Origin of the sequence: Actinocrispum sp. NPDC049592 (genome assembly GCF_040675465.1) — a bacterium.
Classification (GTDB): domain Bacteria; phylum Actinomycetota; class Actinomycetes; order Mycobacteriales; family Pseudonocardiaceae; genus Kibdelosporangium.
The window spans coordinates 91,245-113,731 of record NZ_JBFAPA010000015.1 but is presented as its reverse complement, the minus strand read 5'-3'; the positions used below and the strand labels follow the sequence as shown (position 1 = coordinate 113,731).

Sequence of the window (22,487 nt, the reverse complement as noted above, 5' to 3'; positions counted from 1 at the left end):
ATGTCAGACTACGTGAGCGGACCCCGGGTGGCACTAGTCATTCGGAGTGAGGGCCGTCGCCCACAGTGAGCGGCGGACCGGTCAAATCCAGCAGCGAAGCCACGTTCAGGCCCGCAGGCACGGCGATTTTCAGCCATTCGCCGCCCTCCGCGCGGGTGCGTTCGACCGGGAACCCGGCCGAGACCATCCGGGCATACACCTCAGCGAGGCCGGAAGCGGGCCGGAAGACCACTGTGGACAGTGCGGGCCTGCGCCACAGCACGGGATTGCGCCGGTCACAGATCGCGTCGGCCAGGTCGGCCGCCAGGTCACAGCGTTCCTCGAAGTCCCGCGCCAGCCGGTGCCGGTGCGCGCGGAACGTCGCCGACACACCGGGACTCGCGGGCGGCCGCACGTGGGCGAGCAGCTCCGCCGCGCGCACCGCCAGCAACCCGGCCGACAGCTCGGGGAAGTCCAGCGCCACCGAGTCGGCGAGCTCGATCCCGTCCAGCACCGGCCGCAACCGGTCGCTGAACAGGGCCACGCCCGCCTCGCCCGCGTCGATGTGCACCCAGGTCCCCCGCATCCGGCAGACCCGGGCGGCCGCGCGCAACGGCTCGATCGCCCCGGTGTCAATGGTTCCCGCGGTGGCGATGACGGCGGTCGGGGTGGTGAGGGTGGCGAGCACGTCCGCCAGACCGTCCAGCGAGTCCAGCACCAGCGGCGTGGGCAGCCCCAGCTGGGCGGCCACCCGGGCGACGCTGGGCCGGCTGCCCCGGGTGCAGACCACCCGCACCGGGGCGCCGGCCGCGTCCTTCTTGGCCAGCAACAGGCCCAGCAGCGTCGACTCGGTGCCGCCGCTGGTGATCACCCCGCCCGGGTCGCCGTGCGGGAAGCACAGTCGCGCGACCGCCGCCTCCATCGACGCGCCGGTCATTCCGGCGCCAGCGCCCTGACCAGCTTCCGCGGATCCTCGCCGGTCGGCAGGACGTTGATGACCGGCGTGTCCAGGCCCTGCTCGATGTACTGCGCCACCCGTTCCCGGCACTGCTCGGGCGTCCCGTGCACGATCAGGTCGTCGACCACCTCGTCCGGGATGAGCTGGTTTGCCGCGGCCCGGTCGCCCGCGGCCCAGGCCTCGTGCATCGGCCGGAGCAGCTCGTCGCGGCCCAGCCAGTCGTGGAACGCCTTGTACACCGGGACGGTGAGGTAGCTGCTGATCAGCAGCCGGCCCAGGCCTCGTGCCGCGTCCACGTCCGGCGTCGGGCAGACGAACACGCGCGCCACCAGCTCGAAGCCCTCGCCGACCTCGGCGCGGACCTTGGGCACGTCGGTGGGCGCGAGCCAGTTCGTGATGGCGCCGTCGGCCTCCCGGCGGGCCAGCCTGAGCATGCCCGGCCGCAGCGCGGCGAGCATGAGCTTGGGCGGCGGCTGCGGCGGGCGTTCCAGCTTGAACCTGTTGACGGTGAAGGTGTCGTAGGTCTCCGACACCCGCTCGCCGGCCAGCGCGGAACGCAGGAACCGCAGCGTGTCGCGAGTCTTCTTGAACGGCTCGTAGAAAGGCAGCCCGTTCCAGTTCTCCACGATCACCGGCGAGGACGTGCCGATGCCCAGCACGAACCGGTCCGGGGCCAGCTCGGCGATGGTCCCCGCGGTCATCGCCAGCAGCGCGGGGCCGCGCGTGTAGACCGGGGCGATCGCCGTGCCCAGCCGCAGCTCGGGCGCCCATTCGGCGACCAGCGCGAGCGGCGTGAACGCGTCCGTCCCCGCGGTCTCGGCCGACCAGACGTCGGTGTAGCCCAGGCCGGGCAGCTCCTTGACCAGGTCCCGATGCTCCGTGAGCGGGACCCCGGTCAGGGGCAACGTGATGCCCCACCGTCCCATGTGCATCCTCCTTGCGCGCCGTTAAAGCGCGACCCTACCGAGGACGTCGTGGAGCCACGAGGTTTGCAGCAACAGGAAATTCTCTGCGGTTTTGGCGTCTTGCGGCGTCATGTGGGTGACGCCGGGCAACGGCAACAGCGTGTGCGGGACGCCCGCGGCCACGAGCGCCGAGGAAAGCCGCAGCGAGTGCGCCACGACCACGTTGTCATCGGCCAGCCCGTGGATGATCATGAGCGGCCGTTCCAGGTTCGGCGCGTCCACGGGCAGTGAGTTCCGTTCGTACACCTCTGGGTGAGTTTCGGGGTGGCCCAGATAACGCTCGGTGTAGTGCGTGTCGTAAAGACGCCAGTCGGTGACCGGGGCACCGGCGATGGCCGCGTGGAACACATCGGGCCGCCGCAGGACGGCCAAGGCGGACAGATATCCGCCATACGACCAGCCGCGAATCGCGACCCTGGACAGGTCCAGGTCCGGGTACTGCCGGGCGGCCGCGTGCAGGGCGTCGACCTGGTCGATCAGGGTCACGTCGGCGAAGTCGAACGCGATCGCCCGCTCCCACTCCGGCCCGCGGCCCGGCGTGCCGCGCCCGTCCGTGACCAGCACCGCGAAGCCCTGGTCGGCCAGCCACTGCGAGGTCAGGTAGGCGTTGCGGGAGGCCAGCACGCGCTGGGCATGCGGACCGCCATAAGGATCGAGCAGCACCGGCAGCTTGGTCCCGGCCTGGTGTCCGGTGGGCAACAGCAGCGCCGCCCGCAGCCCGCGCTCGCCCAGGGTCAGGTTGATCACCTGCGGCTCGAGCGGCGGGGTGACGGCGAACGACCTGATCTCGCCGATCCGTTCCCCCGCACGGAGAACGCTGACCTGCGGGCCCGCGACGCTGAGCCGCCAGGTCGTCAACGCGATGATGTCACCGGTCCGCGTGGCCGAGTGCACGCCGTCCACAGTGGACACTTGGGAAACCTCGGCGCCCGCACGGTAAACGTGCACCTGCGTCGGGTCCTCAGCGGACGCGGTGAACAACACGTCCTCGGCGCCGACGTGCAGCACCGAACGAACCTGCAGCGAAGGCGGCGTGATCTCCTTGTCGTCCACCACAAGCCGGTACGCGCCCTCGCTCATCCCCACCCGGACAAGGCGTCCGTCGGGCGTCCACGCGGGCACACCGGTGATGATGTCGACCCAGTGCTCGTCGGTCTCCTCGTGCACCAGCTTGGTGGACCCGTCGTCCGGGTTCACCGCGAGGATCCGCATCGACCGCTGGTCCCTGGGCTCCACGCCGAGCAGCGGCGGGCCGCCCACGGACCAGTGCACGGTGGCCAGGTATTCGCCCTCGAACGAAACGGGCACGCGTGAACCGTCCACGCCCATCACGAACAGGCCGACCTTGACGTTGTTGGTGCCCGCGGCCGGGTAGTGCACGGTCTTCGGGGCCGCGCCCGGGTTCGCCGGGTCGGAGATGTGCCAGCGCTGCACATCGGTCCGGTCTGTGTGCGAGACCAGCAGGCGTTCCCCGTCCGGCGACCACCAGTACCCACGCGACCGGGACATCTCCTCGGCCGCGATGAACTCGGCCAGACCGTAGGCGTGCTCGGCGTCCTCGGGCTCGGCCAGCGCGTGGTCGCCGGAACCGTCCACATTCACCAGTCGCAGCGCGTTGTTGGCCACGTAGGCGATCCGCCGCCCGGTCGGGTCGGGACGCGGGTCGACCACCGGGGTCGCCGTCTCGATCAGCCGCGTGTCCCCCGTGACCGCGTCGGTGACATAGAGCTTCCCGGACAACGCGAAAGCGACGACCCTGACCTCGTCGTCGCTGGCATCGCCCACGATCCCGCTGGCCTGCAACCGGCTGCGCTCCCGGCGGGCCCGTTCCTCGTCGGACAGCTCCTCGTCCCCGTCGGCCAGCAGCCGCGCCGGGTCGGCCAGCACGGTCTCCTCGCCGGTGGCCAGATCCAGGCGCCAGAGCAGGTGCCGCGGGTCCTCCCCGGACACCGACCGCAGGAAGACCGCCCTCGTGCCGTCCGGCGCTATCCGGATCTCCTTCGGCGTGCCGAGGGTGAACCGTTGGGTCTTGGCCTGCTGCTGGAGGAACGAAGTCTCGCGAGTCACAGCAAGACCTTAGCCTTTCTTGGTTTCCCCTCCGGAGATCCTCAGCCTCCTCTCATTCACGGGTCGCAAAGTGAACGGCATGACGACGACGCAGGAACACCAGCAGCCCATGTACCCGGCCTCGACGCCGCCGCCCCCGACGTACGGCGGGCAGTACGGCGGCGGGCTACCCCCGACGGGCGGGCCGGTGCCGCCGGCCCTGGCGGATCCGGGCAAGCCGCGGCGGTTGCGGAAGGGCGCGGTGGCGCTGTCGATCGCGGCGGTGGTCGCCGCGGGCGCGGTCGGCGGGGTGACCGGCGCGATCGTGGGGTCGGACAACAACACGACCATCCCGGCCAGCTCCACGCCCGTCTCGCAGAATGTCAGCAACAACGCGCCTACGGATGTCAGCAACGTGGCCTCGAAGGTGCTGCCGAGCGTCGTCCAGGTCAACGTCAAACTGGGCAACGCCGAAGGCATCGGTTCCGGCGTGATCCTCACCGCCGACGGCCAGATCCTCACCAACAACCACGTCGTCAACGGCGCCCGCCAGGTTCAGGTCGTGCTCAACGACGGCCGCGAGTTCAACGCCACCGTGGTCGGCACCGACCAGGCCAGCGACCTCGCGGTGCTGCAGCTGCAGGGCGCGAGCGGCCTGACCCCGGCGACCCTCGGCAACTCGGACAACGTCAAGGTCGGCGACGAGGTCGTGGCGATCGGGTCGCCCGGCGGCCTGCAGGGCACCGTGACCTCCGGCATCGTCAGCGCGCTCAACCGCCCGGTGAACGTCGGCGACGAGCAGCAGAACCCGTTGTCGCAGACCAGCAACAGCGACTCGACGTCCTACAAGGCGATCCAGACCGACGCGTCGATCAACCAGGGCAACTCCGGTGGCCCGCTGGTGAACGCCGACGGCCAGGTGATCGGCATCAACTCGGCGATCTACTCACCGGTGTCCACTCCGGACGGTCGCGCGGGCAGTGTCGGCATCGGCTTCTCGATCCCGGTCAACACCGCCAAGACGGTGATCAACCAGATCCTCGCCAACCGCTGATACACAACCAAAAAAAGAGAGAGCAGCGTGTGCGCGTCACGCTGCTCTCCCGCTTTGTTCTAGTGCCCGAAGGTGAACCAGTTGACGTTGACGAAGTCGGCCGGCTGGCCGCTGGTGAACGTCAGGTACACGTCATGCGTGCCGGTCACCCCGGAGATGTTCGCCGGAACCGTGCGCCACGACTGCCAGCCGCCGGTGTTGCCGACGGCGAAGCTGCCGATCGGGGCGTTGGCCCGGTTGTCGAGACGCACCTCGACGAGGCCGCTCACGCCGCCGGCCGCCCCGGAGGCCACCCGCGCGGCGAACTGCCTGGCGGGTGAGCTGCCGAAGTTGATGCCGCGGTAGAGCGTCCAGTCCCCGTTCGCGATGGCGGCGATGTTCTGCCCGCCGCCCGCGTCCGTGGTGGCCTCAACGGTGACGCCACTCTGGCCTTGGAAACCCTCGGCCTGCAGGGATGAGTAGGCGTCACCGCCGCCGCCCCCTGGAGGCGGATCGGTCGGCGGCGGAGTGGTTCCGCCGCCCCGGGACCAGACGGCCACGTAGTCGGCCACGAGCGGCCGGCCCGGGACTGTCTCCGCCCTGGGGGTGGGACCGCCGAGGGCGTCCGGGAACGCACCGCCGACGGCCACGTTGAGCAGCAGGAAGTAGCCGGCGTGGCTGGTCATGTTGTTCCAGGTGCCGGCGTCCAGCTGGTTCTGGCTGACGCTGTGGAACTGGGTTCCGTCCACATACCAGCGCAGTTGGTTCGGTGAGACGCTGCGGTCCCACTCGAACCGGTAGGTGTGGAACGCCGACTGGCAGCTCGAGCCGGGGCAGGCGCGGTTGGCGCCGATGCCGGTGGTCTCGTTGCACGGCCCGCCGGGGTTCACTCCACAGTGGAGCACACCCCAGACCGCGTTGATGCCGTTGACGTTCTCCATGATGTCGAACTCGCCGATGCCCGGCCAGTTCCAGTAGTTGCCGCGGTAGGGCTGGCCGAGCGCCCAGAACGCCGGCCAGTAGCCGAGGGCGGCGTTGCCGGTGACATTGGGCATCTGGATGCGGGCCTCGATCCGCAGGACCCCGTTGTCCGGGGCCTTGAAGTCGGACTTCTGCGTCTCGATCCGCGCGGACGTCCAGTTGCCGGCCCCGTCGCGCAGCGGCGTGATGCGCAGGTTGCCGGACCCGTCCAGGGACAGGTTCTGGATGCTGCTGGTGTAGTTCTGGATCTCGCCGGTGCCCCAGTTCCCGGGGCCGCCCGGGTAGCCGTGGCCGGTGTCGATGATCCAGTTCGATGCGGCGGGCAGGGTGTTGGCGGGGCCGTTGAAGTCGTCCGCCCAGACCAGGTTCCAGCCGGACGGCGGCGGTGGGACGGCCCCTTCGGCTGGTTCGGTGGCGGTCACGACCAGGGCTCCGGTGAGCAGGGTGAGCGCCGCGGTGGCGGCGACCAGCGCATGGCGTCTCATGGGCCGGGCAGAGGGCAGGGGTTCTTCCGGCACGGGGCGACCTCCTTGTCACTCTCGGACACGGCAATGAGAGCGCTCTCACCAGGCGTTGTCAACCCTGCGGGAACGGCCGGTCACGATCGGTGAGCCCGCGGCCCGCCAGGCAATCCGGGGCGGAACCGGACGAACTGCACGCCGGCGGGCCACCAGGCTCGCCCAGTCTGATCACTGGCGCCGGGCCCGACAAGCCGGTCCGCGTCACCGTCCGTGACCCGCACTGCTCATCGGGTACAGGTCTGGCAGGACTTCGCCGACCCCTGGCGGTTCTTGCGCGCGCCGCATACCCGTCAGGCGAACGCGAGTTTCACAGGCCGGGTGCGACAGTCCTGGCGTGCTCGCATACCTCGGCGGCTTCGCGTTGTTCGTCCTGTGCATCGGCCTGTCGCTCGGCCTGCACGAGGCAGGTCACCTGCTGTCGGCCAAGGCCTTCGGGCTGAAGGTGCGGCGTTACTTCGTCGGGATCGGGCCGAAGATGTTCTCGTTCCGGCGCGGCGGCACCGAGTACGGCGTGAAGTGGATCCCGCTCGGCGGGTTCTGCGACATCGCCGGGATGACCACGCTGGACGAGCTCACGCCGGACGAGCAGCGGCGCGCGATGTACCAGCAGAAGGCGTGGAAGCGGACCGCGGTGATGGCCGCCGGGCCGGTCACGCACTTTCTGCTGGGGTTCGTGGTGCTGTACGCGCTCGCGGCCACGCTGGGCCTGCCGAACACGACCGAGAAGCCGGTCCTGGCGTCGGTAGCCGGGTGTGTGGCCGACGCGAAGACCGCGGATCAGGTGTCCCACCCCACGTGCGCGCCGGGCCGGCTGGGCCCCGCCGAGGCGGCCGGGATCAGGTCCGGTGACGAGATCGTGGCCGTGGCCGGGAAGGCGACGCCCACCTGGACCCAGATGGTGACCACCGTGCGTGCGGCCAGCGGACCGACCCAGGTCGACGTCGTGCGGGACGGCCGGCGACTGAGCTTCACCGTCGACATCCCCCGGGTCGAACGTCCGGGCGCGGGCAAGGTCGGCGCGATCGGGGCCACCCCGGTGTCATCGCTGCAGTACGGTCCGCTCGACGCGTTCGGCGCGACCACTGACTACACCGGCCAGATGTTCGTGCAGACCTGGCACAAGCTGATCGAGTTCCCGCAACGCGTCCCGGCCGTGGTGAGCGCGATCTTCGGCGGCGAACGGGATCCGGACACGCCGATCAGCGTCGTGGGCGCCAGCCGGCTGGGCGGCGAGGCCGTGCAGGCCGGCCTGTGGTCGCTGTTCTTCCTGTTGCTGGCCGGGATGAACTTCTTCCTCGGCGTGTTCAACCTGTTGCCGCTGCTGCCGTTGGACGGCGGTCACATCGCGATCATCTGGTACGAACGGGTTCGCGACTGGGTCCGCCGCCTCCGGGGCATGGAGGCGGGCGGACCCGTCGATTTCACCAAGCTGGCAACGGTCACGATGGTCCTCGTCCTCATCGGCGGCCTGTTCGTCGCGTTGACGATCACCGCGGACATCGTGAATCCCGTGCGGCTGACCTAGTCGTTGCGTGGGAACCCTAGGTTCACGCCCCCGTGCGAGGGATCGAGCCAGCGATTGGTGACCACTTTGGACCTGGTGAAGAAGTGGATGCCGTGCGGGCCGTAGGCGTGCGTGTCGCCGAAGAGTGAGTCCTTCCAGCCACCGAACGAGTAGTAGCCCACCGGGACGGGGATCGGCACGTTCACGCCGACCATGCCGACCTCGACCTCGTTCTGGAACCGCCGCGCGGCGCCGCCGTCGTTGGTGAAGATCGCTGTCCCGTTGCCGTAGGGGTTGCTGTTCACCAGTTCCAGCGCGGCGTCGTAGCTCGGTGCCCGGACGACCGACAGCACCGGGCCGAAGATCTCGTCGGTGTAGATGGACATCTCGGTGGTGACCTTGTCGAACAGGGTCGGGCCGAGCCAGAACCCTTCGGCGGCGCCGTCGATCTCATGCCCACGACCGTCGACAGCAAGTGTCGCGCCGGAGGACACGCCCGCGTCCACATAGGACTCGACGCGGTCCCGGTGCGCCCGGGTCACCAACGGCCCCATCTCGCAACCGGTACGCCGGCCGTCGCCGACGTGCAAGCCGGTCATCCGGTCGGAGATCTTCCGCACCAGCGTGTCGCCCACCGGGTCGACGGCGACGACCACCGAGATGGCCATGCACCGCTCCCCCGCCGACCCGAACCCGGCCGACACCGCCGCGTCCGCGGCCAGATCGAGGTCCGCGTCGGGCAGGACGACCATGTGGTTCTTGGCGCCGCCCAAGGCCTGCACGCGCTTGCCGTGCCGTGTGCCGGTCTCGTAGACGTACCGCGCGATCGGCGTGGACCCGACGAACGACACGGCCTTCACGGTCGGATGCTCGAGCAGCCCGTCCACCGCGACCTTGTCGCCGTGCAGGACGTTCAGCACACCATCGGGCAGACCGGCCTCGGCCAGCAGCTCGGCGATGAACAGCGAGGCCGAAGGGTCCTTTTCGGACGGTTTCAGCACCACGGTGTTCCCGCAGGCGATGGCGTTGGGGATGAACCACAACGGCACCATGGCCGGGAAGTTGAACGGCGAGATGACCGCGACCACGCCGAGCGGCTGCTGGATCGAGTAGACGTCCACCTTGGTGGAGACGTTCTCGCTGAACCCGCCCTTGAGCAGGTGCGGGATGCCACAAGCGAACTCGACCGCCTCCAACGCCCGCTGCACCTCACCGCCGGCGTCGTCGAGCACCTTGCCGTGCTCGGCGGTGACGATCGCGGCCAGCTCCGAGCGCCGCGCGGCCAGCAGCTCACGGAACTTGAACAGCACATTGGACCGCTTGGCCAGCGAACTGTCCCGCCACGCCGGGAAAGCAGCGGCGGCAGCGGCCACAGCGGAGTCCACTTCGGACTGGGCGGCGAAGTCGACGGTGCCGCTGACCAGACCGGTCGCCGGGTCGTACACCTCGCCGGTCCGCTCGGCCACGCCGTCCCACGGCTTGCCGTTGATCCAGTGGGTAATACGACTCATGCGTTGTTCTCCTTGTCCACCACGGCGATCGTCTCGGTCAGGATGGCCAGCGCCTCTTCGTTCTCCTCCTCGGTCAACGTCATCGGCGGCGCGAGCCGGATGACGTTGCCGTACAGGCCGCCCTTGCCCACCAGCAGGTGACGGGCCTTGGTCTCCTCCATGAACCGGGCCGCGGCCGCGGGCGACGGCGTGCGCCCGTCCGGCCCGACCAGCTCGATGCCGATCATCAGGCCCTTGCCGCGGACGTCGCTGACGACCGAGTGCCCGGCAGCGGCGTCGCGCAGGCCGGTGATCAGCCTGCTGCCCAGCTTGGCCGCGTTGGCCTGCAGGTCGTGGTCGAGGATGTAGTCCAGCGCGGCCCTGGCGCCCGCGGTGGAGATCGGGTTGCCGCCGAAGGTGGAGATCGAGTTCGCGCCGATGCAGTCCATCAGGTCACCGCGGGCCACCACGCCGCCGATGGCCAGGCCGTTGCCGAGGCCCTTGGCGAACGTCATCGCGTCCGGGGTGAACCCGTGCGCCTGGATGCCCCAGAAGTGCTCGCCGGTGCGGCCCCAGCCGGTCTGCACCTCGTCGGCGATGAACAGGATCCCGTAGGAGTCCAGGACCTCTTTCATAGCGCCGAACATGCCGTCCGGCGGCACGTTGAACCCGCCCACGCCCTGGATCGGCTCGGCGATCATGCAGGCCACATCACCGGAGGTGGTCACATTGATGACGTCACGAAGGTCGTCGACACAGGCGGCCACGTAGTCGGCGTCGGACAGCGAGGCGAACGGGCCGCGCGAGCGGTAGCCGCCGTGCACGTAGCTGACCTTGACCGGGGACAGCGAGCTCGCCGACCAGCCGCGGTTGCCGGTGATGCCCATCGTGGCGAACGCCCGGCCGTGGTAGGAGTTGCGCAGCGCCAGCACCTGCTCGCTGCGGCGGAACTGGGTGGCCAGCAGCAGGGCGGTCTCGTTGGCCTCGGTGCCGGAGTTGGTGAAGAACACCTTGGCGTCCTTGATCCCGGACAGCTTGGCGATCCGCTCGGCCAGCTCCACCTGCTGGCGGATCAGGTACAGCGTCGAGGTGTGCAGGATGCCGGTCTTGACCTGCGAGGAGATCGCGTCGCTGATCTCGGCGATGTCGTAGCCGACCGCGTTGGTCAGGATCCCGGCGAAGAAGTCCAGGTAGGTGCGCCCCTCCGCGTCGGTGACCCGGCGCCCGCCGCCGCTGACGATCTCGATCGGTTCGGCGTAGAACAGCGCCAGCCACTCGGGCATGACGGCACGGTGTCGGCTGAACAGGTCGTCGGGCACGGCTGCCTCCAGAGTGCGGGGGTCTCTGGTGAGAGTCTGGCCGCCGAGGCGGGATCGACCCTACAGACAATGTGTGTCCGAAGCACGCCCCGAGGCTTACATTGTGTGCATGTACCCGACGGTCGCCGACGCGCTGGCCCTGCCCGTGGTCAAGGAGGGCCGCCCGCGGGTGGTCGCGGGACAGGACGGGCTGGCCAAGCGGGTCCGCTGGGTGCACGCCGCCGAGGTCGCCGACATCGCGCATCTGCTGCGTGGCGGGGAACTCGTGCTGACCACGGGAATCGCGCTGCCCGACGACGCCAACGGGCTGACCAGATACGTCGACGAGCTGGCCGATGTGGGCGTTGCCGGGATCGTGGTCGAGCTGCTCCGGCACTGGAGCGACCGGCTGCCGCAGGCGTTCGTGGCCGCGGCCGAGCGGCGGGGTGTGCCGCTGGTGACGTTGTCCGAGGAGACCCGGTTCGTCACGGTGACCGAGGCGATCGTCGGCCTGATCGTGGACGCCCAGGTCGCCGAGCTGCGCGCGGCCGAGCAGGTGCACGAGACGTTCACGGCGCTGACGGTCGCGGGCGCCGAACCCGCCGAGGTCCTGCGCGAGGTCGCCCGCACCTCCGGCCTGCCGGTCGTCCTGGAGACGTTGTCGCACGACGTGCTCGCGTACGACACCGCGGGCGCGAACCCCACCGAGCTGCTGCGCAACTGGGCCAGGCGTTCGCGTTCGGTCCACGTCACCGGCCGGACCAGCTACGACCCCGACACCGGCTGGCTGGTCACCGTGGTCGGTGCGCGGGGCAACGACTGGGGCCGGCTCGTGCTGCTCACCCCGGAAACGCCGCCGCACCGGCACATCGTGGTCGCCGAGCGGGCCGCGTCCGCTTTGGCCGTGCACCGCCTGGTCGCGCGGGACCGCGAAGGCCTGGAGCGGCACGCCCATCGCACGTTGCTGACCGAGATCCTCAACAACCCGGGCGCGAACCTGAACGCCCGCGCCGCTGCTCTTGGCGTGCCGTTGGAACACCGGCGCCTGGTCGGGGTCGCCGTGCGGCCGCGGACGAGCGTGAGCCCGGCGCCCGCGATGGCGACCCAGGAAGTCCTGCGTGACCTGGCCGAGGCCACCGCGTTGGCCGCTCGCCGTGCCCAGGTTGCCGCTCTCGTCGGCGTTGTCGACGACACGAGCGTGCGGGTGCTCTTGTCGCTGCCACCTCAGGCCGAAGTGGACAACGCGCTTCGCAAGCTGGCCAAGGAAGTCCACTCCGCGGCCGCCGCCACCCAGCGAGCCGTCCCCGTGGTGCTGGCGGTCGGGACGACGGTCGAGCGGGTCGCGGATGTCCGGCGCAGCATGGTCGAGGCCGCGCACGTCGCCGACGCCGCCCTGCGGTCCGCTTCGGACCGCCAGTACCACCGCCTGGACGACGTCCGGCTGCGCGGCCTGTTGCACCTGCTGGCCGCGGACGAGCGGATCGCCGCGTTCGCCGACCGCGAGCTGGGGCCGTTGCTCGCCCGGGACGCCAGCCACGGCAGCCGGCTGGTCGACACCCTGCGGCACTTCTGTGCGAACGGCGGCAACAAGTCCGCCGCCGCGTCGGCCGCGCACATGTCCAGAACCGCGTACTACCAACAGCTTTCCCGGATCGAGCAGGTCCTCGGGGTGTCCCTCGAGGAGCCTGAGTCGATGTTGTCGCTCTACGTGGCCTTGTTGACCCTGGACGTGCAGGACCATCACACGACCGAGTAACACAGCTGGGCCACGCGCCCGCCGATAGACGTTGACATGAAGTCTCGAATCCTCCGCACGGCAACCGTGCTGGCGAGCGCGGCCGTGTGCGTCCTGCTCGCCGTCCCGGCCTCGGCGGCCGCGCCCTCGAAGGCGACGTTCACGTTGTCCAAGGTCGGCGCCGAGGTGAACAGCCTGCTGCCGTTGCCCAAGCTGACGACGCTGAAGTGCGACCCGCCCGGCGGCACCCACCCGGACCGCGAGGCCGCCTGCGCCGTGCTGGCGAAGGCGAACGGCGACTTCAACAAGATCGAGCCGCTGCAGGGCCGCGTCTGCACCCTGCAGTACATGCCGATCACCGTCCGCGCGGACGGCAAGTGGCACGGCCGGGACGTCGAGTGGGAGGCCAAGTTCCCCAACGAGTGCGCCGCGAACGTCGCCACGGCCAACCTCTACAACTACTGACGGACCTCCGGGTGTGTCCCGCCCGCCGGCGAGGCACACCCGGAGAGCTTGCTACGGCTTGGAAATGCCCAGGGTGTAGGCGCCCGAACCGCTGTAGGCGTGCACGCGGTACCGGTAGGTCCCAGCCGTGCCGTTGTAGGTGACCGTCTCAGTGTTCTTCGGGCTGTCCGACTTGGCCACGACCGTCCACGTCGACCCGGACAGCTTTTCCAGGTACAGATCGAAATCCGTGCCCGCGGGTCCCGTCAAGCAGCCGGCATGCGTGCCTGAAGTCGTCGTGGTGTACGAACCTCCCGGCGGCTGGTAGGCCTGCTGGTTGCCGGCGAGCGTGCCGTTGTAGGTGTTCTGCGTGCAGTTGCCGGGACCTGGGCCGCCGCCGCTGGTGAGCAGGGTCAGGCCGTAGGTCTGCAGGATCTCGTTCACCGGCTGGAAGTACGTTGTGCCGCCGGACGAGCAGTTGCCGGATCCGCCCGAGGTCACGCCCTGGGCCTGGGAACCGGCCAGCAGCGAGCCGCCGGAGTCGCCGGGTTCGGCGCAGACGTTGGTGCGGATCAGGCCGGACACGGTGCCCTGCGGGTAGGTCACCGAGGCGTTGCGCGCCTGGATCGTGCCGCAGTGCCAGCCCGAGGTCGACCCGGACCGGCAGACCGCCGCGCCGACGGCCGCCTCCTGCGAACCGGCGACCTCGACCGTGCCGCCGGAGTAGTTGTTCACCAGGCCGCGCGGGGTGTTCCCGGCCGCGACCTGCACCCAGGCGTAGTCGTTGCCGGGGAAGCTGGACCCGCGGAAGGTACCGCTGGGCTGGGTGGTCGACGCGCCGGTCGTGCCGCAGTGCCCGGCGGTCACGAACCCGCCGGTCACCGGGAAGCCGACCGAGCACCGGGTGTTGCCGTTGATGTAGTACGCGTTCCCGCCGATCACGTCGATCAACGGGCGGGGTGCCTCGTCGGTGGCATCGATCCGGACGGCGGCCGGATCGACCCCGCTGACCACGGCGAAAACGGTTGCGGCCAGGCGGGACCGCGACTTGATCACGACGGTGTTCGCCGCCGGATCGACGTACCAGCCCGGAACCAGCGCCGCCGCCGTCGAGTGAGCGTCCAGTGTGGACTTGAGCTCGTCGAGCTGCCGCTCGCTTCGGGACACCATCCGAGCCTCGGCACCGGCCGCGCGCACGGTGTCCGCGGCCCGGGGGTTGGTGACCGCGACGGTGAGGCGGCCCGCGTCGATCCAGGCACCGCCGAAGCTCGTGCCCAGCCGTTTGCGCAGGCTGGCCCCCAGATCGCTGGCCTGCCGGTCGGCGGCCAGCCGGGCGCGGGCGTCCCCGGGGTTCAGCCCGAGGTCCCGCTGGAGGGCGCTGAGAACTTCGGGTGACAGGCCCGGGGTCGCCGGGCCGGCATCGGCCACTGGGGACACGAGCGCCATCGCGAGTACCGCGATGGCCGCCCCACCGGCCGCACGAAGGTATGACGACATGCCGTGATCTCCTTTGGATGCAGGGGTTTCGGGATACGGCAGCCGTGACGCTAATGAAACAGCGCGGCAACGCTGAGACCGTTTCGGGCATAAAGTCCGGTGATGGGCACAACTGGCGCCCGGCTCGCAACGGACATAGTGTTCACCGAGTGGGCCAACGCTGAACACTGTGCCTCTGCCGCCGTCCCCGGACGGCACACAGGATGCCCGGATGGAACCACTACGCCCTGCGGAGTGAGCTATGGCCGTTGCCTCGCAAGTCACCCAGCCCGACGGCCGAGTCGACCTGGTCGACAGATCGGCCATCGCCGGCAGCCGCTTCTACAACCCCGAGCTCGCACCGGTGCCGGTCGGGGGACGGCACTGGACGACTTACAACTACTTCGCGCTGTGGATGGGGATGGCGCACAACATCCCCAGCTACACCCTGGCCGCCTCGCTGATCGCGCTGGGCATGGACTGGGTGCAGGCGTTCCTCACGATCACCCTGGGCAACCTGATCGTGCTGATCCCGATGCTGCTCAACAGCCACGCGGGCACCAAGTACGGCATCCCGTTCCCGGTGTTCGCCCGCGCCTTCTACGGCGTGCGCGGCGCCAACCTCGCGGCGCTGCTGCGCGGGTTCATCGCCTGCGCGTGGTTCGGCATCCAGACCTGGGTGGGCGGCGAGGCGCTGTACGTGATCGTCGGCAAGCTCACCGGTGACGGCTGGATCAACGCCGCCGAGATCGGCGGCCAGCCGTGGACGCTGTGGCTGTGCTTCGCGCTGTTCTGGGTCGTGCAGATGCTGATCATCTGGCGCGGCATGGAGGCCATCCGGCGGTTCGAGAACTGGACCGCGCCGCTGGTGTCGGTCGGGTTCCTGATCCTGCTGGTGTACGTGGTGGTCAAGGCGGGCGGGTTCGGCCCGATCCTGTCCGAGCCGTCCAAGCTGGGCTGGGGCGGCGAGTTCTGGAAGGTCTTCGCGCCCTCGCTGATGGGCATGATCGCGTTCTGGTCGACGCTGTCGCTGAACATGCCGGACTTCACCCGGTTCGGCGGCAGCCAGCGCAAGCAGGTCACCGGCCAGATCCTCGGCCTGCCGACGACCATGTCGTTCATCGCGCTGGTGGCCATCCTGACCACCTCCGGCGCGGTGTCGCTGTACGGCGAGGCGATCTGGGACCCGGCGAAGCTGGCCAGCCGGTTCGACAGCCCGGTCCTGGTGGTCGTCGCGCTGATCGCGCTGGTGCTGGCCACGGTGTCGGCGAACCTCGCGGCCAACGTGGTCAGCCCGTCCTACGACTTCTCCAACGCGTTCCCGCGCCGGATCACCTTCGCCATGGGCGGCCTGATCACCGGCGTGGTCGGCGTGCTGATCCAGCCGTGGCGGCTGATCTCCGACCCGAGCATCTACATCTTCGCCTGGCTCGGCTTCTACGGCGGGGTGCTCGCGTCGATCGCGGGCGTGTTCATCGCCGGGTACTGGACGATCCACAAGACCCGGCTGAAACTGGCCGACCTGTACAAGGACGGCGAAGGCTCTTACTGGTTCAACGGCGGCTGGAACTGGCGCGCGGTCGTGGCGAGCCTGATCGGCGCGGTGCTCGCGGTGGGCGGCGCGTACGGCGGGCCGTTCCCGGCGGACGGGCTGATCCCGTTCCTCAAGCCGCTCTACGACTACAGCTGGGTCGTCGGCGTGGTCGTCGCATACGTGGTCTACCTGCTGCTAGCCAAGAACACAGCCAACGAGGAGGAAACCAGTGCCGCAGACAGTTCGAGCCGGGTTGGTCCAGCAGCGGTGGACGGGTGACAAGGAGTCCATGATCGAGAACGCGGTCCGCGCGATCGGGACCGCCGCCTCGCAGGGCGCGCAGGTGGTCTGCCTGCAGGAGCTGTTCTACGGCCCGTACTTCTGCCAGGTGCAGGACGCGGACTTCTACTCCTACACCGAGCGGATCCCGGACGGCCCGACCACCAAGCTCATGCAGGAGGTCGCCAAGAACCACGGTGTCGTGCTCGTCGTGCCGATGTACGAGCAGGAGCAGCCGGGCGTCTACTTCAACACCGCCGCGGTGATCGACGCCGACGGCAAGTACCTCGGGATGCACCGCAAGAACCACATCCCGCAGGTGAAGGGGTTCTGGGAGAAGTTCTACTTCCGGCCCGGCAACCTCGGCTACCCGGTGTTCGACACCGCGGTCGGCCGGATCGGCGTGTACATCTGCTACGAGCGGCACTTCCCGGAGGGCTGGCGGGCGCTGGGCCTGGCCGGCGCGCAGATCGTGTTCAACCCGTCGGCCACCAGCCGCGGCCTGTCGGAGTACCTGTGGCGGCTGGAGCAGCCCGCCGCGGCCGTGGCCAACGAGTACTACGTCGGCACGATCAACCGGGTCGGCGTCGAACCGTTGGGCGACAACGACTTCTACGGCCAGTCGTACTTCGTGGACCCGCGCGGCCAGCTGGTCGGCGAGGCCGCGTCGGACACCGAGGAGGAGATCGTGGTGCGCGACCTCGACATGGGCAAGCTGGCCGAGGTCCGTGACCTGTGGCAGTTCTACCGCGACCGCCGCCCGGACACCTACGAGGGCCTGGTGAAGCCCTGATGCGCACCCTGATCAAGGGCGGGACCGTGCTCAGCTCCACCGGCGCGGTCACCGCCGACGTACTGATGGACGGCACAACGGTTGCCGCCCTGTCCGCGCCCGGGATCGCCTGGGAAGCAGACAAAGTGGTCGATGCCACCGGGAAGTACGTTCTCCCCGGTGGCATCGACGCGCACACGCACATGGAGATGCCGTTCGGCGGGACGTCGTCGCACGACACGTTCGAGACCGGCACCACCGCGGCCGCGTGGGGCGGCACGACGACGATCATCGACTTCGCCGTGCAGGCCAAGGGAACCTCGCTGCAGGCCACTTTGGACAAGTGGCACAGCAAGGCCGATGGCAACTGCGCCATCGACTACGGCTTCCACATGATCGTCTCGGACGTGAACGAGACGTCCCTGAAGGAGATGCGGACCTGCGTCGACCAGGGCGTCAACTCGTTCAAGATGTTCATGGCCTACCCGGGCGTGTTCTACGCGACCGACGGGGAGATCCTGCGCGCGATGCAGCGCGCGTCGGACATCGGCGGGCTGATCATGATGCACGCCGAGAACGGGATCGCCATCGACGAGCTGGTCGCGCAGGCGCTGGCGGCCGGGCGGACCGATCCGGTGCAGCACGGGCTGACGCGTCCGTCCGAACTGGAGGGTGAGGCCACCTCACGGGCGATCACGCTGGCCAAGGTGACCGGTTCGCCGCTGTACATCGTGCACCTGTCCGCGGCGGAAGCGCTTGCCGCCGTTGCCAACGCTCGCAACACCGGGCAGAACGTGTTCGCCGAGACCTGCCCGCAGTACCTGTACCTGTCCATTGAGGACCTGGCCAAGCCGGGCTTCGAGGGCGCCAAGTACGTCGCCTCTCCCCCACTGCGGCCCAAAGAACACCAGGCTTCGTTGTGGAACGGGTTGCGCACCAACGACCTCTCCATCGTGTCCACGGACCACTGCCCGTTCTGTTTCAAGGACCAGAAACAGCTCGGCCTCGGCGACTTCTCCAAGATCCCGAACGGCATCCCGGGTGTCGAGCACCGGATGGACCTGTTGCACCAAGGGGTGGTCGCCGGGGAGATCTCGCTGGCCCGGTGGGTGGAGATCACCTCGACCACGCCAGCCCGGATGTTCGGTCTCTATCCTCGCAAGGGCGTGATCGCGCCGGGCGCGGACGCGGACATCGTGGTGTACGACCCCACGGCCAAGCAGACCCTGTCGGCCGAGACGCACCACATGAACGTGGACTACTCGGCCTACGAGGGGCTGGAGATCACCGGCAAAGTGGACACCGTGCTGTCCCGGGGTTCCGTCGTGGTGGAGGGCAACGCCTTCCACGGCTCCGCCGGGCACGGCGAGTTCCTGTCCCGTGACCTGTGCCAGTACCTGAACTGAGGAGCTTGTCCATGGACATCGGCGTCGTGCTGCAGACCGACCCGCCGGCCAGTGAGGTCGTCCGGCTGATGAAGGCCGCGGAGGACCGCGGTTTCGGCTACGGGTGGACGTTCGACTCGGTCGTGCTGTGGCAGGAACCCTTTGTGATCTACTCCCGGATCCTGGAGGCCACAAAGGACCTGATCGTGGGGCCGATGGTGACCAACCCCAGCACGCGGGACTGGTCGGTCACCGCGTCGTTGTTCGCCACGCTCAACGACATGTACGGCAACCGCACGGTGTGCGGGATCGGCCGGGGCGACTCGGCCCGCCGGGTGATCGGCCAGAAACCCGCCAACCTGGCGACTTTGCGGGAAGCCATGCACGTGATCCGGGAACTGGCCGAGGGTCGCGAGGTCTCGCACCACGGCACCCCGGTCCGGATCCCGTGGGTGCGGGACGGCAAGCTGCCGATGTGGATGGCGGCGTACGGGCCGAAGGCGTTGCAGCTCGTGGGTGAGCACGCCGACGGGTTCATCCTGCAGACCGCCGACCCGGCGATCACCCGGTGGACCATCGGCTCGGTCCGCCAAGCCGCGGCTGACGCGGGCCGCGACCCGTCGTCCATCAAGATCTGTGTGGCCGCACCCGCCTACGTGGGCGACGACCTGCCGCACCAGCGCGACCAGCTGCGCTGGTTCGGCGGGATGGTCGGCAACCACGTGGCTGATCTCGTTGCCCGGTATGGCGAATCGGGCCCGGTACCGCACGAGCTGACCGACTACATCAAGGGCCGCGAGGGTTACGACTACTCGCACCACGGCAAGGCGGGCAACCGCTCGACCGACTTCGTGCCGGACCAGATCGTGGACCGGTTCTGCCTGCTGGGCCCGGAAGCAGCTCACGTCGAACGCCTGCAGGAGCTCAAGGAGCTGGGCGTGGACCAGTTCTCGCTGTACCTGATGCACGACCAGCGCGAGGAGACCCTCGACGCCTACGCACACATCATCCAGAAGCTCTAAGGCCGCCCCTCCGGGCAGCCCGGCGCTCCCTCCCGTGTGCGCACAGGTCCACTGTGGGCGGACGCCCAGTTCGCCCACAGTGGACAGCGCACACAACACGAGGAGTGATCGGCGACGACGCCGAACCCGGCCGGAACGACGCCGGTGAGTGCGGCTACAACGCCGACTCCAGCGACTCGGTTCAGGTGGCTGCCTTGACCCGGGCCAGTTCCGCCTCGACGTCGAAGTCGGGGGTGGGGTACGAGGGGTTCATCTCGTGCAGGGTTTCCAGCAACAGCTCGGACACGGCCCAGTTGCGGTACCACTTGTGGTCCGAGGGGATGACGTACCAGGGGGCGAGGTCCGTGGAGGTGCGGGCGAGGGCTTCGGCGTAGGCCGTTTGGTAGGCATCCCAGTGGGCGCGGGCGTCGAGGTCCGCGGGGTTGTACTTCCAGTGTTTCTCGGGGCGTTCGAGGCGGGCGATGAGGCGCTTGCGCTGTTCCTCGGGGGTGATGTGCAGGAAGCACTTGATGATGGCGGTGCCGTTGGCCACGAGTTCCTGCTCGAAGGCCTCGATCGCCTCGTAGCGGGCCCGCCAGGTTTCCTCCGGCACGATGGAGTTGACGCGGGCGATCAGCACGTCCTCGTAGTGGGACCGGTCGAACACGCCGATCATGCCGGGCGCCGGCAGCGCCTTGCGGACCCGCCACAGGAAGTCGTGCCGCAGCTCGGCCCGGGTCGGTTTCTTGAACGAGTGGATCTGCAGGCCCTGGGGGTTGACCAGGCCGCAGGCGTGCCGGATGGTGCCGCCCTTGCCGGAGGTGTCCATGCCCTGCAGCACCAGCAGAACGTTGCGCCGGCCGCCCGCGAAGAGCGCCTCCTGCAGCTTGTCCAGCCGCTCACCGGTGCTGACCAGCTGCTTGGCCGCGTTGGACTTGGACTCCGGGCCGACCGGGAAGTCACCGGGCTTGTGCCCGAACACCTTCGCCGGTTTCGCGGTCGGGTCGACTCCTGGACGCACCCGCAGCACGTCACGCACCTTGGCCATCCCGGGAGCGTATCCGAGGAACCCACAAGAGATGATCACTCGGTCGGCTGGCGGTGTGATCGAAGACAGGAATCGAAAGCGCCGCGCGTGTTTCACGCAACGAATCGACAGAATACGCAACGCTCAACGGATGAAAACAACGCCTGGTACCACTTAGCCTATCGTTATGACCGTGACTGCGGACGCCGCCACCACCCCGCGTGACTACATCGACCTGGACGAACGGTGGAGCACGCACAACTACCACCCGCTGCCGGTGGTCATCGCCGAGGCAGAGGGCGCCTGGGTCACCGACGTACGGGGCAACCGGTACCTGGACTTCCTGGCCGGATACTCCGCGCTGAACTTCGGGCACCGCCACCCGGACCTGATCGCCGCCGCGCAGGCCCAGCTCGGCCGCGTGACGCTGACCAGCCGCGCCTTCCACCACGACCAGATGGGCCTGTTCTGCCGGGAGCTGGCCGAGCTGACCGGCACCGAGATGGTGCTGCCGATGAACTCCGGCGCCGAGGCCGTCGAGTCCGCGGTGAAGGTCGCCCGCAAGTGGGCCTACCAGGTCAAGGGCGTGCCGGAGGGCACCGCCGAGATCGTGGTGGCCGGCTCGAACTTCCACGGCCGCACCACGACCATCATCTCGTTCTCCACGGACTCGGTGGCGCGCAACGACTTCGGCCCGTTCACCCCCGGCTTCAAGGTCGTCCCGTACGGTGACGCCGACGCCATCCGCGCCGCCGTCACGCCGAACACCGCCGCCGTGCTGATCGAGCCGATCCAGGGCGAGGCCGGCGTGATCGTGCCGCCGGAGGGCTACCTGCGCGCGATCCGTCAGATCTGCGACGACAACCAGGTCCTGTTCATCGCCGACGAGATCCAGTCCGGCCTGGCCCGCACCGGCGACCTGCTCGCGGCCGACCACGAGGGCGTGCGCGCGGACCTGTACACCCTGGGCAAGGCATTGGGCGGCGGGATCATGCCGGTGTCCGCGGTCATCGGCAGCCGGGACGTGCTCGGCGTGCTGCGCCCCGGCGAGCACGGGTCGACCTTCGGCGGGAACCCGCTGGCCTGCGCGATCGGCCGCGCGGTGGTCCGGCTGCTGGCCACCGGCGAGTTCCAGGAGCGGTCCCGCGAGCTGGGCGCGTACCTGCACGGCCGGTTGCGCGAACTGGACGGCGTCGCCGAGGTGCGCGGCCGTGGCCTGTGGGCCGGGGTCGAGATCGCGCCGGGCGGCCCGACCGGGCGGCAGGCGTCCGAGGCGCTGGCCGAGCGTGGCGTGCTGTGCAAGGAGACTCAGGACACCACGCTGCGGGTCGCGCCGCCGCTGGTGATCACCCGCGACGAGATCGACATGGGCGTCAGCGCACTCGCTGACGTACTTCGCGCCAACGGATGATCGCCGCGTACGTGACGAGGTAGAGGACGACGCCGTTCAACGTGTGCCAGATGTAGTGCAGCCCAATGGGGATCTCGGCGCACAACGGCTCGTCCAGCGTCCGTGCGGTCAGTGAGACGGCGAAGACGAGGGCGGCGGCCAGGTACCACTTCCAGTGCGGCCGCCGCTCGGAGTCCTGCGAGAACACCAGGAACCCGGCCAGCACCAGCAGCCCGATCAACGCGGACAGGTACATCCCCGGCAGCCCGCGCAGGGTGACGCTGACCAGCCCGGTGAACACCAGGAAGATCGGCGCGCCCAGCCAGGCACGCCGCCACGGCAGATCCCAGTACAGCTTGGGCCACAGGGCGATGAAGTAGACCATGTAGATCGCGATCGACCCGCTGTCCAGGGCCAGGCCCCAACGGGTCGCCGTGGTGTGGAACAGGGTGCTGCCCACGAAGATGAACAGGATCATCCACGGCAGCGGCCACAGCTCACCGGCGGGCTGGCCCGTCGCCCGCGCCACGCGGCGGATGTACAGCAACGCCACGATGCCCGCGATCAGGAACGACACGTTGCTGACCGCGTTCAGCGGCTCGCTCCAGAACGAGCCGTCCGTCCGCTCGCAGTAGTTGTCGACGTAGTCCGCCATGGCACACCAGATAT

Annotated in this window: 18 protein-coding genes; 9 read left to right on the top strand and 9 right to left on the bottom strand. The window is 69.3% G+C overall.

The window, feature by feature from the left end:
- Positions 1–37: 37 nt before the first annotated feature.
- The 3 genes from AB0J95_RS32550 to AB0J95_RS32540 are packed head-to-tail and all read right to left on the bottom strand — an operon-like array spanning position 38 to position 3,969.
- Positions 38–916 carry a pyridoxal-dependent decarboxylase gene (locus AB0J95_RS32550; RefSeq protein ID WP_364766464.1) on the bottom strand — a complete coding sequence of 293 codons (879 nt, stop codon included), beginning with the start codon at positions 914–916 and terminating at the stop codon, positions 38–40.
- Entirely contained in the window at positions 913–1,863 is a 951-nt protein-coding gene (locus AB0J95_RS32545; RefSeq protein WP_364766461.1) for an LLM class F420-dependent oxidoreductase, read from the bottom strand. The genes AB0J95_RS32550 and AB0J95_RS32545 overlap by 4 nt, the downstream gene beginning before the upstream one ends.
- Positions 1,864–1,884: 21 nt before the next feature.
- A complete protein-coding gene (locus AB0J95_RS32540) occupies positions 1,885–3,969 on the bottom strand; it encodes a prolyl oligopeptidase family serine peptidase (protein WP_364766458.1) in 2,085 nt (694 codons plus the stop codon).
- A gap of 79 nt (positions 3,970–4,048) precedes the next feature.
- Between AB0J95_RS32540 and AB0J95_RS32535 the strand changes: the two genes are divergently transcribed.
- Positions 4,049–5,002, top strand: a complete 954-nt coding sequence (locus AB0J95_RS32535; protein WP_364766455.1) for a trypsin-like peptidase domain-containing protein — start codon at positions 4,049–4,051, stop codon at positions 5,000–5,002.
- A 59-nt stretch (positions 5,003–5,061) separates the two neighbouring features.
- On the opposite strand, the gene AB0J95_RS32530 is transcribed toward AB0J95_RS32535, so the two are convergent.
- Positions 5,062–6,447 carry a glycoside hydrolase family 16 protein gene (locus AB0J95_RS32530; protein WP_364766452.1) on the bottom strand — a complete coding sequence of 462 codons (1,386 nt, stop codon included), beginning with the start codon at positions 6,445–6,447 and terminating at the stop codon, positions 5,062–5,064.
- A 370-nt stretch (positions 6,448–6,817) separates the two neighbouring features.
- On the opposite strand from AB0J95_RS32530, the gene AB0J95_RS32525 reads away from it, so the two are divergent.
- Positions 6,818–8,008: a site-2 protease family protein gene (locus AB0J95_RS32525; protein ID WP_364766450.1), complete on the top strand. Its 1,191-nt coding sequence runs from the start codon at positions 6,818–6,820 to the stop codon at positions 8,006–8,008.
- On the opposite strand, the gene AB0J95_RS32520 is transcribed toward AB0J95_RS32525, so the two are convergent.
- Positions 8,005–9,498 carry a CoA-acylating methylmalonate-semialdehyde dehydrogenase gene (locus tag AB0J95_RS32520; protein WP_364766447.1) on the bottom strand — a complete coding sequence of 498 codons (1,494 nt, stop codon included), beginning with the start codon at positions 9,496–9,498 and terminating at the stop codon, positions 8,005–8,007. The genes AB0J95_RS32525 and AB0J95_RS32520 overlap by 4 nt on opposite strands.
- Positions 9,495–10,760 carry an aspartate aminotransferase family protein gene (locus tag AB0J95_RS32515; RefSeq protein WP_364766444.1) on the bottom strand — a complete coding sequence of 422 codons (1,266 nt, stop codon included), beginning with the start codon at positions 10,758–10,760 and terminating at the stop codon, positions 9,495–9,497. The genes AB0J95_RS32520 and AB0J95_RS32515 overlap by 4 nt, the downstream gene beginning before the upstream one ends.
- A gap of 145 nt (positions 10,761–10,905) precedes the next feature.
- Here AB0J95_RS32515 and AB0J95_RS32510 point away from each other — a divergent pair, with 145 nt between their 5' ends.
- Positions 10,906–12,531, top strand: a complete 1,626-nt coding sequence (locus AB0J95_RS32510; RefSeq protein WP_364766441.1) for a PucR family transcriptional regulator ligand-binding domain-containing protein — start codon at positions 10,906–10,908, stop codon at positions 12,529–12,531.
- 36 nt (positions 12,532–12,567) lie between these two features.
- Positions 12,568–12,975 (top strand): SSI family serine proteinase inhibitor, encoded by a 408-nt coding sequence (locus AB0J95_RS32505; protein WP_364766438.1) that lies wholly within the window; start codon positions 12,568–12,570, stop codon positions 12,973–12,975.
- A gap of 51 nt (positions 12,976–13,026) precedes the next feature.
- On the opposite strand, the gene AB0J95_RS32500 is transcribed toward AB0J95_RS32505, so the two are convergent.
- Complete coding sequence (locus tag AB0J95_RS32500) at positions 13,027–14,451, bottom strand: S1 family peptidase (RefSeq protein WP_364766435.1); 1,425 nt, start codon at positions 14,449–14,451, stop codon at positions 13,027–13,029.
- A 241-nt stretch (positions 14,452–14,692) separates the two neighbouring features.
- On the opposite strand from AB0J95_RS32500, the gene AB0J95_RS32495 reads away from it, so the two are divergent.
- The 4 genes from AB0J95_RS32495 to AB0J95_RS32480 are packed head-to-tail and all read left to right on the top strand — an operon-like array spanning position 14,693 to position 19,422.
- Positions 14,693–16,243 carry an NCS1 family nucleobase:cation symporter-1 gene (locus AB0J95_RS32495; RefSeq protein ID WP_364766432.1) on the top strand — a complete coding sequence of 517 codons (1,551 nt, stop codon included), beginning with the start codon at positions 14,693–14,695 and terminating at the stop codon, positions 16,241–16,243.
- A complete protein-coding gene (locus AB0J95_RS32490; protein WP_364766429.1) occupies positions 16,194–17,036 on the top strand; it encodes a nitrilase-related carbon-nitrogen hydrolase in 843 nt (280 codons plus the stop codon). Before AB0J95_RS32495 ends, AB0J95_RS32490 begins: the two co-directional genes overlap by 50 nt.
- Entirely contained in the window at positions 17,036–18,421 is a 1,386-nt protein-coding gene (hydA, locus tag AB0J95_RS32485; protein ID WP_364766426.1) for a dihydropyrimidinase, read from the top strand. The genes AB0J95_RS32490 and hydA overlap by 1 nt, the downstream gene beginning before the upstream one ends.
- Before the next feature lie 11 nt (positions 18,422–18,432).
- Complete coding sequence (locus AB0J95_RS32480) at positions 18,433–19,422, top strand: TIGR03842 family LLM class F420-dependent oxidoreductase (protein WP_364766423.1); 990 nt, start codon at positions 18,433–18,435, stop codon at positions 19,420–19,422.
- A gap of 181 nt (positions 19,423–19,603) precedes the next feature.
- On the opposite strand, the gene AB0J95_RS32475 is transcribed toward AB0J95_RS32480, so the two are convergent.
- Positions 19,604–20,449 (bottom strand): polyphosphate kinase 2 family protein, encoded by an 846-nt coding sequence (locus AB0J95_RS32475; protein WP_364766420.1) that lies wholly within the window; start codon positions 20,447–20,449, stop codon positions 19,604–19,606.
- A 166-nt stretch (positions 20,450–20,615) separates the two neighbouring features.
- On the opposite strand from AB0J95_RS32475, the gene rocD reads away from it, so the two are divergent.
- Positions 20,616–21,839, top strand: coding sequence for an ornithine--oxo-acid transaminase (gene rocD / locus AB0J95_RS32470; RefSeq protein WP_364766417.1), 1,224 nt, complete (start codon positions 20,616–20,618; stop codon positions 21,837–21,839).
- Here rocD and AB0J95_RS32465 read toward each other — a convergent pair.
- The gene (locus AB0J95_RS32465) at positions 21,802–22,473 is read right to left on the bottom strand and encodes a ceramidase domain-containing protein (RefSeq protein WP_364766414.1); all 672 of its coding nucleotides are present in this window, start codon (positions 22,471–22,473) and stop codon (positions 21,802–21,804) included. The genes rocD and AB0J95_RS32465 overlap by 38 nt on opposite strands.
- Between the last annotated feature and the right edge of the window lie 14 nt (positions 22,474–22,487).